Annotated in this window: 17 protein-coding genes; 9 read left to right on the top strand and 8 right to left on the bottom strand. The window is 59.2% G+C overall.

Annotated elements, in window-relative coordinates:
- Window positions 1-106 precede the first annotated feature (106 nt).
- On the top strand, window positions 107-580 hold the full coding sequence (locus tag ACOI8A_RS27115; RefSeq protein WP_420647831.1) for a cyclic nucleotide-binding domain-containing protein: 474 nt from the start codon (window positions 107-109) through the stop codon (window positions 578-580).
- Here the strand turns inward: ACOI8A_RS27115 and ACOI8A_RS27110 are convergent.
- The gene (locus ACOI8A_RS27110; protein ID WP_420647830.1) at window positions 577-876 is read right to left on the bottom strand and encodes a hypothetical protein; all 300 of its coding nucleotides are present in this window, start codon (window positions 874-876) and stop codon (window positions 577-579) included. The genes ACOI8A_RS27115 and ACOI8A_RS27110 overlap by 4 nt on opposite strands.
- 80 nt (window positions 877-956) lie before the next feature.
- Here ACOI8A_RS27110 and ACOI8A_RS27105 point away from each other — a divergent pair, with 80 nt between their 5' ends.
- From ACOI8A_RS27105 to ACOI8A_RS27090, 4 genes are all read left to right on the top strand, one after another.
- Window positions 957-1,643 carry a spermidine synthase gene (locus ACOI8A_RS27105; RefSeq protein WP_420647829.1) on the top strand — a complete coding sequence of 229 codons (687 nt, stop codon included), beginning with the start codon at window positions 957-959 and terminating at the stop codon, window positions 1,641-1,643.
- Between the two features lie 48 nt (window positions 1,644-1,691).
- Window positions 1,692-2,063 (top strand): YajD family HNH nuclease, encoded by a 372-nt coding sequence (locus ACOI8A_RS27100; protein WP_007911336.1) that lies wholly within the window; start codon window positions 1,692-1,694, stop codon window positions 2,061-2,063.
- A 144-nt stretch (window positions 2,064-2,207) separates the two neighbouring features.
- A complete protein-coding gene (locus ACOI8A_RS27095) occupies window positions 2,208-2,678 on the top strand; it encodes an RNA methyltransferase (RefSeq protein ID WP_420647828.1) in 471 nt (156 codons plus the stop codon).
- An 80-nt stretch (window positions 2,679-2,758) separates the two neighbouring features.
- A complete protein-coding gene (locus ACOI8A_RS27090) occupies window positions 2,759-3,130 on the top strand; it encodes a YgaP family membrane protein (protein WP_420647827.1) in 372 nt (123 codons plus the stop codon).
- 86 nt (window positions 3,131-3,216) lie between these two features.
- Here the strand turns inward: ACOI8A_RS27090 and ACOI8A_RS27085 are convergent, their stop codons facing one another.
- Entirely contained in the window at window positions 3,217-4,446 is a 1,230-nt protein-coding gene (locus ACOI8A_RS27085) for a hypothetical protein (RefSeq protein ID WP_420647826.1), read from the bottom strand.
- Window positions 4,447-4,465: 19 nt separating this feature from the next.
- A complete protein-coding gene (locus ACOI8A_RS27080; protein WP_420647825.1) occupies window positions 4,466-4,915 on the bottom strand; it encodes a YcgN family cysteine cluster protein in 450 nt (149 codons plus the stop codon).
- A gap of 156 nt (window positions 4,916-5,071) precedes the next feature.
- Between ACOI8A_RS27080 and ACOI8A_RS27075 the strand changes: the two genes are divergently transcribed.
- On the top strand, window positions 5,072-5,665 hold the full coding sequence (locus ACOI8A_RS27075; protein ID WP_420647824.1) for a nitroreductase family protein: 594 nt from the start codon (window positions 5,072-5,074) through the stop codon (window positions 5,663-5,665).
- A gap of 83 nt (window positions 5,666-5,748) precedes the next feature.
- Here ACOI8A_RS27075 and ACOI8A_RS27070 read toward each other — a convergent pair whose 3' ends face one another.
- The 4 genes from ACOI8A_RS27070 to ACOI8A_RS27055 form a co-directional block, all read right to left on the bottom strand.
- On the bottom strand, window positions 5,749-6,681 hold the full coding sequence (locus tag ACOI8A_RS27070; protein WP_420647823.1) for a D-2-hydroxyacid dehydrogenase: 933 nt from the start codon (window positions 6,679-6,681) through the stop codon (window positions 5,749-5,751).
- A 105-nt stretch (window positions 6,682-6,786) separates the two neighbouring features.
- A complete protein-coding gene (locus tag ACOI8A_RS27065) occupies window positions 6,787-7,080 on the bottom strand; it encodes a YcgL domain-containing protein (RefSeq protein ID WP_420647822.1) in 294 nt (97 codons plus the stop codon).
- Window positions 7,077-8,210, bottom strand: coding sequence for a ribonuclease D (rnd, locus tag ACOI8A_RS27060; RefSeq protein WP_420647821.1), 1,134 nt, complete (start codon window positions 8,208-8,210; stop codon window positions 7,077-7,079). Before rnd ends, ACOI8A_RS27065 begins: the two co-directional genes overlap by 4 nt.
- A 130-nt stretch (window positions 8,211-8,340) precedes the next feature.
- A complete protein-coding gene (locus ACOI8A_RS27055) occupies window positions 8,341-9,990 on the bottom strand; it encodes a phosphoethanolamine transferase (protein ID WP_420647820.1) in 1,650 nt (549 codons plus the stop codon).
- 296 nt (window positions 9,991-10,286) lie between these two features.
- Between ACOI8A_RS27055 and ACOI8A_RS27050 the strand changes: the two genes are divergently transcribed.
- Both ACOI8A_RS27050 and ACOI8A_RS27045 read left to right on the top strand, forming a co-directional pair.
- Window positions 10,287-11,465, top strand: coding sequence for a cyanate transporter (locus tag ACOI8A_RS27050; RefSeq protein ID WP_420647819.1), 1,179 nt, complete (start codon window positions 10,287-10,289; stop codon window positions 11,463-11,465).
- A gap of 191 nt (window positions 11,466-11,656) precedes the next feature.
- Window positions 11,657-12,592, top strand: coding sequence for a LysR substrate-binding domain-containing protein (locus ACOI8A_RS27045; protein WP_420647818.1), 936 nt, complete (start codon window positions 11,657-11,659; stop codon window positions 12,590-12,592).
- Between the two features lie 29 nt (window positions 12,593-12,621).
- Here the strand turns inward: ACOI8A_RS27045 and ACOI8A_RS27040 are convergent, their stop codons facing one another.
- Window positions 12,622-13,548, bottom strand: coding sequence for a LysR substrate-binding domain-containing protein (locus ACOI8A_RS27040; RefSeq protein ID WP_420647817.1), 927 nt, complete (start codon window positions 13,546-13,548; stop codon window positions 12,622-12,624).
- A 213-nt stretch (window positions 13,549-13,761) separates the two neighbouring features.
- Between ACOI8A_RS27040 and ACOI8A_RS27035 the strand changes: the two genes are divergently transcribed.
- Window positions 13,762-13,953, top strand: coding sequence for a YegP family protein (locus ACOI8A_RS27035; RefSeq protein ID WP_420647816.1), 192 nt, complete (start codon window positions 13,762-13,764; stop codon window positions 13,951-13,953).
- Window positions 13,954-14,101: the final 148 nt, after the last annotated feature.

Raw genomic sequence — 14,101 nt, 5'->3', positions numbered from 1 at the left:
AACTCCACCGGTCGGTTGGGTCTTAACTCAAGCCCCAACCGGCCGATTCATCCATGATCCCCTGTGTAACGCCTGAAACCGTGACAATAAAAAAGACTGTAACGACATGTCAGAACCGACTTTACTGAACAACGAAATTCGCGACTGGCTGATGGACTGTGGCCTGTTCGATCAATTGGTGCTGGCCGACTTCGCCGCCGCTTCGGGTTATTTCAGCATCAGCACCGTGGCTGAAGGCGAGGCGATTTTCCGTGAGGGCGATGCCGGCAGTTTCATGTGCATACTGCACACCGGTCAGGTCGCCGTGCAGAAAACCGGCAGTGACGGCCAGGTCATCACCATGGCCACCCTGCGCAGCGGTCGGGCGTTCGGCGAAATGGCCGTGCTCGATGGCGAACGGCGTTCTGCCACTTGCATCGCTGCCAGCAATTGCCAGTTACTCAATCTGGGCAAGGATTCGCTGGAAAAAATGCTCAACGACGCGCCGAAGATCGCCGCCAAGATTATCCGCGCCCTCGCCGTCTCGTTGTCGAAACGTCTGCGCATGGCTGACGGCCAACTGGCGGCGCAACAGATCTAGCCTCCGGGCGATTTGCTCTTGATGTCGTTCTGCTCAAGGCCCGGTAACGGCTGATCCTTGACCGGTGGGCTGGGCATTTCAATTGGCACCAACGCTGGACCGCCGCCGTTGCCGGCGCCGGACTTGGGAATACCCACCGGGCCGACCTGCGGATACGGGGTCGGCGTCGCGGTGCCGGGCGAACCGGATGCCGGCGGCGGGCTGACGGGAATGCTCTGTTGGGCCTGCGCTGCAGTGATCGATGCAGTTATCGAGAGCGCGGCCAAGGCAATGACCGTTAGAATGGTGCGCTTCATCAATGGCTCCGTTGGCCTTAAAGTCTGGGCTCAGGCTACTCCCAACCGCGCCTGCGCGCCTTCCCCTTGTAGAGATTTCCATGAAACGTTTCGTTCTGCTCGACACCACGCCAATCCCTGACAATGGCGGCGCCCTGTGCCTGTTCGAGTATGGCGAGGATTTCGTCATCAAGATCCAGGGCGGCGACGGCGGGCAGTTGATGAACACGCGTATGCACGGTTCCGAAGATGCGCTGGCGGAAATTCCTTGCCGCAAAGTCGCTGGCCGCCCGGATTCGCGAGTGCTGATCGGCGGGCTGGGCATGGGTTTCACCCTCGCCTCGGCGCTCAAGCATCTGGGGAAAACCGCCGAAGTGGTGGTCGCTGAACTGGTGCCCGGCGTGGTCGAGTGGAATCGCGGCCCGCTCGGTGAAAAGTCTGGCCGGCCGTTGCTCGACCCACGCACGGTGATCCGGCAGGACGACGTGGCCAAGGTGCTGCAAAGCGAGCCGAACGGCTTCGACGCGATCATGCTCGACGTCGACAACGGCCCCGAAGGCCTGACCCAGAAGGCCAACAGCTGGCTGTATTCCGCCGGCGGCCTGAGTGCCTGCGCCAAAGCCCTGCGCCCGAAAGGCGTGCTGGCAGTCTGGTCGGCCAGCGCCGACAAGCAGTTTTCCGACAAGTTGAAGAAGGCCGGTTTCAAGGCCGAGGAAGTCCAGGTCTTCGCCCACGGCAACAAGGGCACACGTCACACGATCTGGATTGCCGAGAAGCTCAAGGGCTGAGCTAAACTTCACGCATAACCGTCATTAGTCTTCTACAAAGGTGAACCCATGAGTTCGTCCACCCCGACCAATACTTCGAAGCTGGACCGCATTCTCGCCGACAACCAGCGCGACAAGGAAATGGGCTACCGCGATAAAGCCCTGAAGATGTACCCGCATGTGTGCGGACGCTGCACCCGTGAATTTTCCGGCAAGCGCCTCAGCGAACTGACTGTGCACCACCGCGACCACAACCACGACAACAACCCGCAGGACGGCTCGAACTGGGAGCTGCTGTGCTTGTACTGCCACGACAACGAACACTCGCGTTATACCGATCAGCAGTATTTCAGCGAAGGCTCGCTGAGCACGCCGAAGATTGCCAAGGCGACGCATAACCCGTTTGCGGCGTTGGCCGGGTTGATGAAGAAAGAAGATTAAAAGCAAAAGATCGCAGCCTTCGGCAGCTCCTACAGATGGCAACGCAATCCAACTGTAGGAGCTGTCGAAGGCTGCGATCTTTTGATCTTGCTATTCCCAATCCCCGTATAATCGCGCTCTTTTTTCCCCGAAGGCACCCCGCTCGTGGCAGACAAACGGTACAGCTGCATTGGTTTGTATAACCCCAAATCACCCGAGAACGTCGGTTCGGTGATGCGCGCCGCAGGCTGTTACGGCGTGGCCTCGGTGTTCTACACCGGCAAGCGCTATGAGCGCGCCGCCGACTTCGTGACTGACACCAAGCGTGTGCACTACGACATCCCGCTGATCGGCATCGACGACCTGAAAAAGATTCTGCCGCTCAACTGTGTACCCGTCGCCGTGGAACTGGTCGAAGGCGCGCGCCCGTTGCCGCAATACACCCACCCGGACCGAGCGCTGTACATCTTCGGCCCGGAAGACGGCTCGCTCGATCAAGAAATCCGCGACTGGTGCGAAGACGTGGTGTACATCCCGACCACCGGCTGCATGAACCTCGCCGCCACGGTCAACGTCGTGCTCTACGACCGCATGGCCAAGGGCCTGAACACCCGCTCCGGGCCGAAATTCCGCTGAAGCGTTGCACATCCGATGGAACAAGCGGGCAGTCTCGGCAGTCAGCTTGATTATCGATCACTGAATGCCCGGAGACAGACATGAACGAACTCAAACGCGTCGAACGTATCGCATCCACCCCGTTCCAGAGCCGATCGGACCAGAACGTTGAAGGTTGGGAGCGTATCGGCTCGCTGGCCGGTGGCGTGCTGATGGTGGGCAAGGGCCTGCGCCGTGGCGGCGTGTTCGGGCTGATTCAGGTGGCAATTGGCGGCGTGGCCATGGCCCGCGGGATCACTGGGCACAGCTCTGTGAAGAGTCTGATCGAAAAGAGCCGTCAGGACATGAACAGTGTGCGCGCCAAGATCGAACGTGCCGGGGAAGAGCTGAGCCAGCTCAAGGCGAGTGCCGAGGCGGCGACCAGCACCGCGACGGTGACCGGCAATGATTCGGTGAAATCCCCGAAAACCTAAAAGCAAAGCTCGCAGCCTGCGGCAGCTCCTACATGGAAAATGCATTCCAACTGTAGGAGCTGCCGCAGGCTGCGATCTTTTGATCTTTACCGTAGCAGCTCGGTATCCAGGACCTTTGAAGACTCGCCGATTATGCTTTCGGCAAGCTGCACAAACTCCTTGGTATCCACCTGCCCCATATGCATCGCCCCCCGCAACACGTCATCCAGCGAACGCTTGTTGCGCGTCTTCAAGCGGATCTCGCGATCCAGTTCCTGCAACAGCAAAACCGCTTTCGAAACCTGCGCCGGGCTGATCTGCTCGCCGCGCAAGGTCGTGACTTTGTGGCTGTCCTTGGCCAGTTTCGCCTGCAAACTCGCGTAGCGCTCATCGCTCATGCCGCCCGCACGGCGCACCAGTTCGATGGCGTAATACTCGGCAAAACCCTCACTGATCCAGTCACTGCGATGCTCATCGTTGATGCGCCCGAACACCTGCGCCAACTCTCGCACCAGCGCGCTGCTGCCGCTCTCGCTGACCAGCGGCAAGCGTGTGTTAAGGAAGATCGACTCGCGCGCCGCCAGACTGCCGCGCCACATCGGATCGTTGGCACCGACGATCAACAGCTTCGTTGGATGCCGCGGGAATACTGCCTGCACCTGCGGCCAGACAAAGGTCAGCAGCGTCAACACATCCATGCGGCGCATGCCCTGCCCTTGCGGCGAGGCCACGGTGACTTCGGTTTCCCCCAGCCGCGTGCGCCGGCTGCCGAGATGGCCGGCGAGCATCCAGCCGGTCGGCCGGTCGAACAGGCGTGAAGGGTTGTCGATGCGGAATTTGTTCTTGCCGATGCGCGGCCAAGCGGTTTCGACGCTTTTCCAGCCGTCGGGCAATTCGAATTGCAGGCGCGAGACCAGTTCAACGCCGTCTTGCTGATCGAGCCTGGCAGCGGGCACTAGATCATCGCCGCGCATCAACGCCCATTTCGCAGTCATGCGCGTGTCAAAGCTGCCGTTCTTGCGCCCGTGGCTGATGCGCACGCGGTAGGTCAGGCTAGCCTTGTCCGCCGCCGGGCGCCACATACCGCGCGCCTGCTTGCCCGGTGTCAGCAGCCATTGGCCGTCAGCCTTGAAGTCGCTGTAGTGACTGCCGTCGCCGAGGTCGAAATCGAGGCTGCGCACCGCCGAGCCTTGCGCCAGCGTCAGGCGCACTTCGGCCTGATCGCTCTGCGGCAGCAGGCGCACGTGGTAATCCAGATCGACTTTCTTTGCCGCCCACACCGGGGCGCTGAATGCCAACAACGCAAACATCAGCGCCCGGCGTAATCCCGTCGCCATACCCACTCCTTGTGAATCATTAGCCTGCGCGGAAAATCAGGTGATCTTCCCAGTCATCTTCCGCCACGCTGCCTTCGGCGAGCATCCGTCCGGACTGGGAAATCCGCTCATGGTGCACCGCGTCGCGGTCTCCGCACACCAAGTGGTGCCACAGCGGCAGATCCTTGCCCTCGCTGACCAGACGATAACCGCAGGTCGGCGGCAACCAGCGAAACTCTTCAGCCTTGCCCGGCGTGAGCTGGATACAGTCCGGGACGAACTCCAGACGCTTTGGATAATTGCTGCACTGGCAGGTTTTCAGGTCCAGCAGTTTGCAGGCGATGCGCGTGTAATAGACGCTGTTGTCTTCTTCGTCTTCAAGCTTTTGCAGGCAGCACAGGCCACAGCCGTCGCACAGCGATTCCCATTCCTGCGGATCGAGTTGATCGAGGGTTTTGCGTATCCAGAACGGTTCGACTTTGGCGGCCATGGCTCAAGCATCAACATCAGGTGGTGAAAAGGCCGCCAGTCTAGTGCCCCAGACCTTGCGGGCCAAGCGCTGGCGACTGCCGGTTGCACGGGGCTTGTGAGTTTTTCTGCCGACGGGTAGTTTTGCCAGCACCCAAACGTCGCCAGGAATCTCTTGATGAGCGCCAACTCCCGCGTTGCCGATTACGCCATTCACCCGCAGTTCACCGAGCGCTGGTCACCGCGCGCCTTCACCGGCGAAACGATCCCGCAAGAAACCTTGCTGAGCTTTTTCGAAGCCGCACGCTGGGCGCCGTCGGCCTACAACTCGCAGCCGTGGCGCTTCCTCTACGCGCGTCGCGATACGCCGAACTGGGAGCGTTATCTGGGCCTGCTCAACGAGTTCAACCGGAGCTGGGCGCAGCACGCGTCGGCACTGGTGATCGTGATCTCGAAAACCACTTTCACCGCACCGGGCGCGAGCGAAGAAACGCCGGCGCTGTGGCACACCTTCGACACCGGTTCGGCGTGGGGCCATCTGGCGCTGCAAGCAAGCCTGAGCGGCTGGCACACCCACGGCATGGCCGGGTTCGATCAGGAATTGACGCGCAAGGAGCTGAATATTCCAGATGGTTATGCGCTGCACGCGGCGGTTGCCGTGGGCAAGTTGGGTGATAAGGCGACGCTGGCGGAATATCTGCAAGCGCGCGAAGAGCCGAGCCCGCGTCGGCCGTTGAGTGAGTTGGCTGCTGAGGGCGACTTTACTCTTTAAAAGCAAAAGCTCGCAGCCTTCGGCAGCTCCTACATGGGTCATGTGTAGGAGCTGCCGCAGGCTGCGAGCTTTTCGGCTCAGCCTTAATATCCGCGATTGAAATCCACTTCCCCACGCAACGCCTCGCCCGCCTGATACGCGCGCAAGTTATCCCGAAACAGCTGCGCCATCAGCGACGGTGAAGTCGGCGCTGAGCTATGCCCGGTGAGCAGCAAGCCCCATGCAGTCCAGAACGGATGTCGTTGCGGCAAGGGTTCCTGACGGCAAACGTCAATCACCGCGCCGGCCAGATGCCCTTCTTTCAAGGCTTCGACCAGATCCGCATCGACCACCGCCACGCCGCGCCCGGCATTAATGAACAACCCGGTTGGCTTGAATTGCTTGAACAGCGCCGCGTCGTAGATATCGTGGGTGTGCTCGGTGTTCGGCAGCAGGTTGACCACGTAATCGACCTCGCCGACCAGCCGTGGCAAGTCCGCCATCGAACCGACTTCGACAAACGGCGCCTGCTCACGGGCGCTGCTGGCAATGCCGTACAGTTCAACGCCGAACGGCAGCAGAAACTGCGCCACGCTCTGGCCGATATCACCGGTACCGACGATCAGCACCTTGCGCCCGACCAGACTCTGGCCAGTGCGGCTGTCCCACTTGCGCTCGACCTGGCTGACCAGTCGCGCCAACACTTCACGCTCGTGACCGAGCATGTAGGTCAGGACGTATTCGGCCATCACCTGGCCAAAAATCCCTACCGCCCGGGTCAGCCGATAATCGCGGCGCAAGCCGTCGGCCAACAACGGCGTGATACCGGCCCAGGTCGATTGCAGCCATTGTGGCTGGTGGCCCTGACGCAACAGCGTCGCGAGCAGATCCGGCTGGCCCAGCCACACCGGGCAATCAGCCGCCAGACGGGCCAGTTCGGCGGAGTCGCCGCTGGTCAGTACTTCAAGATCGGGGGCCGCCTGTTGCAGCAGTCGGGCGTACACCGCGTGGTCGTGTTCAGCAATCAGAACGCGCATCTTCAAACCTTTCGCAAACCGTGCAGACGCCCGCCCACTGAGGGGCGGTCATCGCCGTAAAACAGTTTCAGGGATTACCCGAGGCCCAGGACCGGGCCTCGCAGATCACATCGGGTCGTTGCGTCGCAGCAACTCTTCGGGCAAGTGCTCAATGTACTCGTCCTCGGCCGGCGGCATTTGCAGGTGATAGCCCTGCTTCTCGAGGTTTTCCAGCACCACGGCGATGTCTTCGCTGGCCAGTTTGCGCTCCGGCGTCAGCACCAGATTGAAGGCAAGTTTCGGTTTGCCGAACGCCAGCATCAGCCCTTCGGGCACACGCTCGAGCTCATCGCTCTTGAGCACGTAAAGGTACATGCCCGCGCGCTTGGAGCTTTGGTAGATGGAACAAATACGTTTCAAGGCTGTTCTCCGGCGGTGGCCAGGCTGTCGAGCAGCGCCTGGCCCATCAATTCGCGGCGCCAGCCACGCAGCGAATCTGGTAATTGGTAAGGACCCTCGGGGTAGCCACTTTTGACCAGCGCTTCGAGGGTTTTCTTGCGTAGCATCAGTTCCGGTGCGATGCCCAAGCGTTCGGCTTCGGCCTGACCGAGCGCGCGCAGTTGCTTGATCAGCGCGGCGGCGTCGATCGGCAATGGCTCGGCCACGGCTGGCGGCCATTGATCAGGCCCCACACTGCCAGAGCGCTTGATCAGATCAAGCAGAAACTGGCCGTCCTGACGCACAGTACGCGGATGCATGTCTTCGATTTTGCCCAGCGCCACGAGATTGTCCGGTTGCGTGCGGGCCAGCGGCCACAGCGAGTGCTCACGGATTATACGGTTGCGCGGCAGATCGCGGGCGCGGGCTTCAAGCTCACGCCAGGCACATAGCTCGCGCAAAACGGCCAGTTGCGCACGGGACAGCTTCCACGCCAGTTTGGCGTCGCGGTAGGCTTCGTACGGATCGGTTTCGCGGCGCAGGTTGGCGACCAGCTCGGCGCCGTCCTCCAGCACCCAGGCGAACTTGTCGTCAGACAGTTTCGGCCGCAGTTGTACGAAAACCTCCGCCAGATGCACGGCATCTTCGGCGGCGTAGCTGATTTGCGTGTCGGACAGTGGACGCTGCAGCCAGTCGGAACGGGTCTCGCCCTTGGGCAGTTCGATGCCGAGCACTTCCTGTACCAGTCGCGAATAGCCCATCGAGAACCCGAGGTTCAGATAAGCGGCACCCAATTGGGTATCAAACATCGGCGCTGGCAGGCTGCCAGTCAGGCGCAGCAGGACTTCGAGGTCTTCGCTGCACGCATGCAGGACTTTGAGCACTGCCGGGTTTTCCAGCAACGCCGCCAGCGGTTGCCAGGCGTTGATGCTCAGCGGATCGATCAGGTAGGCGCGCTTGCCGTCGCCGACCTGCAACAGGCCGGCAATCGGATAAAAGGTGTCGACACGCATGAATTCGGTGTCGAGGGCGATGAAAGGCAGCTGCTGCCATTCGGCGCAAAACTGCGCGAGGCTATCGTTGTCGCGAATCCAGTGAATATCGATGGCCACACGGCTCTCCCTTGAAGAATGGCGCGCAGTATATATCGCCGCCGGCGATTTACGCGCCTGCACAAGCCAGGAGCTTGATGAAATCTCCTGCCTGAGGGAAAGAATAGTCTTACAGAGTGCGTCTGCCGACTCAGTCCTTGGCCAGCACTCCGTCGATCACCGCGCCACGGCAACCGGCGAACATGTCCAGATCCTGCTGATACACCGAGCTATGCACCTCCAGCAGGCCGAGCATCGAGTGAAACAAATTGTCTTGGCTCAACGGTTTGTCGCGGCTCATTTGCAGGCAATGGGTGTCGACCGAGTAAGACTTCTGATAGCTGTCGGAGAACCATGCCAGCATGGCCACATGCTTTTGCTGATCCGGCGCGAGCATGTACGGCGTGCCGTGCAGGAACAGGTTGTACTCGCCCAGCGACTCGCCGTGATCGGACAGGTACAACATCGCGGTATCAACTTTGTCCTGATTATTGCGCAGCACATCGATCAGGCTCGACAGCACATGGTCGGTGTACACCAACGTGTTGTCGTAACCGTTGACGATGCTTTCACGGCTGCAATTGTTCAACGCGTTGCTCTCACACACCGGGGTGAAGTGCTCGTATTCCTTAGGATAGCGCTTGAAGTATTCCGGGCCGTGGCTGCCCATCTGGTGCAGAACCAGCACGGTGTCTTTGTCCAGGTGATCGATAAAACTTTGCAGGCCTTGCAGGAGAATTTCGTCGCGGCACTCGCTGTTGGCGCATAACGCCGGGTCCTTCAAGTTGCTCACGTCTTGCAGCGTGACGCGATCGCAAGTGTCTTTGCAGCCAGACTGGTTGTCGCGCCAGATAACATCGATCCCGGCGCGCTTGAGTACGTCGAGAAGCCCTTCTTCATTCTTGGCCTTGCTGGCATCGTAGTTCTTGCGGCCCATGTTGGAGAACATGCATGGCACGGAAACAGCGGTTTCGGTGCCGCAGGAGTGCACATCGGTAAACGCAATCAGCCCTGCTTCTTTATCGAGTTTCGGTGTGGTGTCGCGGTTGTAGCCAAGAATCCCGAAGTTCTCCGCCCGTGCACTTTCACCGACGACCAACACGGTCAGGGATTTGCGCGGATGGATTTGGGCGGCCGGGTCGCGCCGGGCGTCTTCACCAATCTTGACGAATGGCTGCTGCGCGGAAGCCACCTGCTCGCGCAGATAGCCGGCCGAAGCGCCGATGTAGTTGCTTGGCACCAGCATCAGGCGTAGTTCATGGTGATTGCGGAACAAGGAAGACAAGCCTTGATAGTTGGCGAGCGCCACACCACCGATGACCGCTACCGAAGCGACGCTGACGATAACTTTGCTGAACAGCTCATGATGCCAGCGGCGGTAGTTGACCGGAACTTGCCACAACAACCAGGACGGCAAAACACCCAGCAACACTATATAAGCGATCAACTTCAACGAGAGCAGATCACGAACTTCAGTCATGTTGGTTTCAGCGAAGTTGCGAAACATTCCCGCATCAATCAACACGCCGTATTGGCTCATGAAATAAGTCACGCCAGCGCTGATCAAAAACATCAACGTCAAAACAGGTTTCAATACTCTGCGGAACGCCAGAAAAGTCAGCACGATGTTGAAAGCCGCGAAGATCATCACCCCGAACGCAACGCGCATGGCAATGCCTTTGCCGTCCGCAGCAGTGATCTCGAAGAGATGCTGCCAGAGCACGAAATTGAAACCGGCCAAAAGAAAGGCACTGGCACACAACGTCACCCATTCCGGGCGCACGGCTTTTATCTTCAACATAGTTAGGGTGATTCCTGAAAAGAAGCGTCGTGGCCAATTGTGAAAACTTCATTGGCTCAGACGACTCAAACTTTAAGCAGCTAACCATCAATTTTTTGTGAAAAAGAAGCCAACGATTAGTTGGCTGATGGCAATAAGCCAAAACTTCTGAAGTATTTGAGAATGATTCAGGTGTGGTTCAGTTACTCATTCAACGCAGGGATTATCGAATTTTTAAATAGGCCTTTGGATTTTCTGGTTTGCCCACGCGGGCGGCCTCGCGCCTAATCGACAGCCTCTTGCTCGAAGGCCTGAAAATGGAAAACGTCCGTGCCACCGCCCGCCCCGCTGCCTGGCTGATGCTCGGCATCGTTCTGGTCGCGCTGAATCTGCGTCCGTCGATGGCAGCGGTAGGGCCGTTGCTGTCGGCGGTTCGCGGCGATATCCCGCTTAGTTTCAGCGTCGCCGCGCTGCTGACCATGCTCCCCGTGATGGCCATGGGTTTGGCGATGTTTTTCGGGATTGGCATTAGCCAGCGCCTGGGTGAGCGGCGCGCAGTGCTGTTGTCGCTGCTGATCATTGGCCTGGCGAGCGTGTCACGGCTGTTTGTCGATTCGGCGGCGGAGTTGATTGTCAGCGCGATGCTCGCCGGATTCGGTATTGCGTTGATTCAGGCGCTGATGCCGGCGCTGATCAAGTCGCGGTTTCCCGACAATGTGGCGTTATGCATGGGACTGTATGTGACGTCGATCATGGGCGGCGCAGCCATTGCCGCCTCGTTTGCGCCGCTGGTGATGGCGTGCACCGGCAGTTGGCGCGCTGGTCTGGCGATCTGGGCGGGATTGGCGCTGCTCGCGTTGTTGTTCTGGCAGCATTCGAATGCTTCAACGGTGGCAGCGGCAACCGTGAGAAAAAAGTCATTCTTCTGCAATTCTCGCGCATGGCTGCTCGCGGTCTTCTTCGGTCTGGGCACTGCTTCTTACACCTGTGTACTCGCGTGGCTGGCGCCGTACTACGTGGAAAAGGGCTGGAGCGAACAGGATGCTGGTCTGCTGTTGGGTTTTCTGACAGCGATGGAGGTGATTTCCGGTCTGCTGGTTCCGGCCATTGCCAACCGCAGTCGCGACCGTCGGCGGGTGCTGGCCGGATTGCTGGGATTGATCATCGCTGGCTTCTGCGGCTTGATCCTCAGCCCGCAACATCTGAGCCTGCTCTGGCCGGGCCTCCTGGGACTGGGTATCGGCGGACTGTTCCCGATGAGCCTGATCGTTTCCCTCGATCATCTCGACAACCCGCAAAGCGCCGGAGGCCTGACCGCGTTTGTGCAAGGCATCGGCTATTTGATCGCCGGTCTCTCGCCGCTGCTGGCCGGGATGATCCGCGATCAATTGGGCAGCTTCGAATGGGCCTGGTGGGCACTGACGGGAGTCATCGTGCTGATGTTGCTGATCGTGCGGCGTTTCGATCCAAGGCATTACGCCCGGCACATTCACTGAGAAGTGTCTGGCTAAAGGCTTCTGGCCATCTTCTGCCGAATCAATCAGTCGCGTCGTGTTGTTAAAACTTTCTGTCCCACAACTGTCCGTGAAATGTCCTACAGGGCTTTCTAGTGGCACCATCGTTCCGTTAGGATCGTACGCACACGTTTGCGCGGATTCAGCGCAAGGAGCACAGCGGGACGGAACGGATGCTGAACAGTAACTTGCTAAGAAAGCTCGATATGCAGGATTTAATGGTGTTTGTCGCCGTATACGAGCAAAGCAGCGTCACCGACGTGTCGGAGGCGCTGTTCGTCAGCCAGTCCACCGTCAGTTACTGCCTTAAGAAATTGCGCACCAGCTTCGAGGATGAACTGTTCGTCAACACCCGCACGGGCATGCGGCCTACCTACAAAGCCAGCAGCATGTACGGTCATGTGCAGAAGATTCTGGAAAGCATCAACCTGTGCCATGCCGGTGCCACAGCCTTTGACCCGACCGCACAACCGGCAACTTTCAACATCTGCGCCCCGGAGTATTTTGAGCAGTTGGTTCTGCCACGGCTGTTGAAGCGTTTCGATTTCGCCGACCTGCCGGTAATGATCAACATGCACAAATTCGAAACCGATGTCCCGGCGCAAGAGTTGCGCGATGGCAGTCTCGATCTGGTGATCTGCTTCGGCCCAAACTTCCACCGTCACCACACCGATCTCAAGTCCCGGACGCTGCTGGAAGATGATCTGGTCTGTGTCTTCGATAAACGCGCCACGCCACTGGAACCGCGCCTGAGTCTGCAAGCGTTTACTGAACGCAGGCACGTCTTCCCGACGCCGTGGACATCAAGCACGAACATGGTCGATGGCTGGCTGGCGCGTCAGGCGCAGAAACGCCAGATCGTCGCCCGCTCCAACAGTTACAGCGCCGCGTTGAAGATGATCACCGGCACCGACTTCATCCTTACCCTGCCCCGCCGGATCCAGCGACTGCTGACCAACGAGGCGGTGTTCAATCATTGCGAGGCGCCCAACGGATTGCCTGGGTTTACCCTCGACATGCAATGGAGCCAGAGCGCCGATCAAGACAGCGCGAACCTCTGGCTGCGCGAGCAGGTGATCGAGACCTGTCTCGAGATGCAACATGGATAAACGCACGCCTTAAAACAGCGCTGCCCTGCTCACCCCACAGCTGGCTGCAGCGATCTTTCGCTCATGAATGCCTCGAGCCGCGAGCGCAACCAGCGTTCGGCTGGATCGGTGTCGACATGGCTGAGCCAGACCATCGACAGGTCGAGTGTCGGGGTCTTGAACGGGAATGGTTCCTTGAAGAGATGCCCAGAGGCGGCCATGGCCTCGGCGGTGTAGTCCGGCAGACTGGCGATCAGATCGGTGCCAGCGAGCAATGCCGGTAGCGAGCTGTACTGCGGCACCGACAACACCACCTGACGGCGGCGGCCGATTTCTGCCAGCCATTCATCGGCGTAACCACTGACGTTGGCCGTATGGGAAACCAGTACGTGCGGGCGTGAGCAATATTCATCGAGGGTCAGCGGTGTATCAGACGCATCGGCGCGCAGGATGCTCGGCTGAATATGTCGTAGCAGTTTGCGCTTGGCATTCGCCGGCAGGCCGCGAGTCTGGCTGATGCCCACGGTAATGTCCCCGGATGCCAGCAAATCAGGGATGCGCCAGTAATCGACGTGTTGCACCACGAACACGACTTTCGGCGCCTCTTGGCGCAGGGCGCGCAACAGCGGTGGCAGCAGGCCGAACTCGACGTCATCCGACAGCCCGATGCGAAAAGTCATGGTGCTGATGGCGGGATCAAAATCGTGAGTCAGGCTCAGGGCGACCGACAGTGAGTCCAACGCCGGAGATAGATGCTTGAAGATCTCTTCGGCACGGGCCGTCGGCTCCATGCGATGGCCAACGCGGATGAACAGCGGATCGTTGAATAGCGTACGTAAGCGGTTGAGCGCCGAGCTGATGGTCGGCTGGCCGAGAAAAAGCTTTTCGGCGACCCGGGTCACATTGCGCTCAAGCATCAAGGTCTCGAACACCACCATCAGGTTGATGTCGGCCTTGCGCAGTTCATTTCGATTCATCCATTGCCCCCGATCTCCAAACTGCGGGCAGTGTAGAAAGTTGGAGGGCCTGCCGTCCATAAACATCCACGTTGCCATATGGATCAGCACTGCGGAAACATCCGCCTACGATTGGAAACAAATCCTGGATGGCCAAAAACGCACACTCCGCTAGGCTTGCGAGCATGCGTCACACAGGTTGTCGCAGTTAACCAATCGCATGGAGCGAGCTGAATGTATTTCGAGATTTACAGGCAATCCAAAGGAAGCCCGAGTACGGGTCAGGGACAATGGCGCTGGAGGTTGCGCGCGGGGAATCACGAGACGGTCGCCAGCGGCGAGTCATATGTGAATAAGGCGGATTGCTTACATGTGATCGAGTTGATCAAAGGTGTACAGAGCGAGACGCCGGTTAAAGAGATCTAGGCATCTAAAGGCCAAAAGCCTGGTCATGAAAAAGCCCCGCAGATTTTCATCTGCGGGGCTTTTCGTTTGTTCACTTTCCAGCGGGCAAAACAAAACCCCCACTGCTTTCGCAATTGGGGTTTCGGAATTTAATCTTGACGATGACCTA

This window comes from Pseudomonas sp. P4795 (genome assembly GCF_048822895.1).
In the GTDB taxonomy this organism is placed as follows: Bacteria; Pseudomonadota; Gammaproteobacteria; order Pseudomonadales; family Pseudomonadaceae; genus Aquipseudomonas.
Note: the sequence above shows the minus strand (reverse complement) of the source record. Positions and strands in the feature narration are given on the sequence as shown.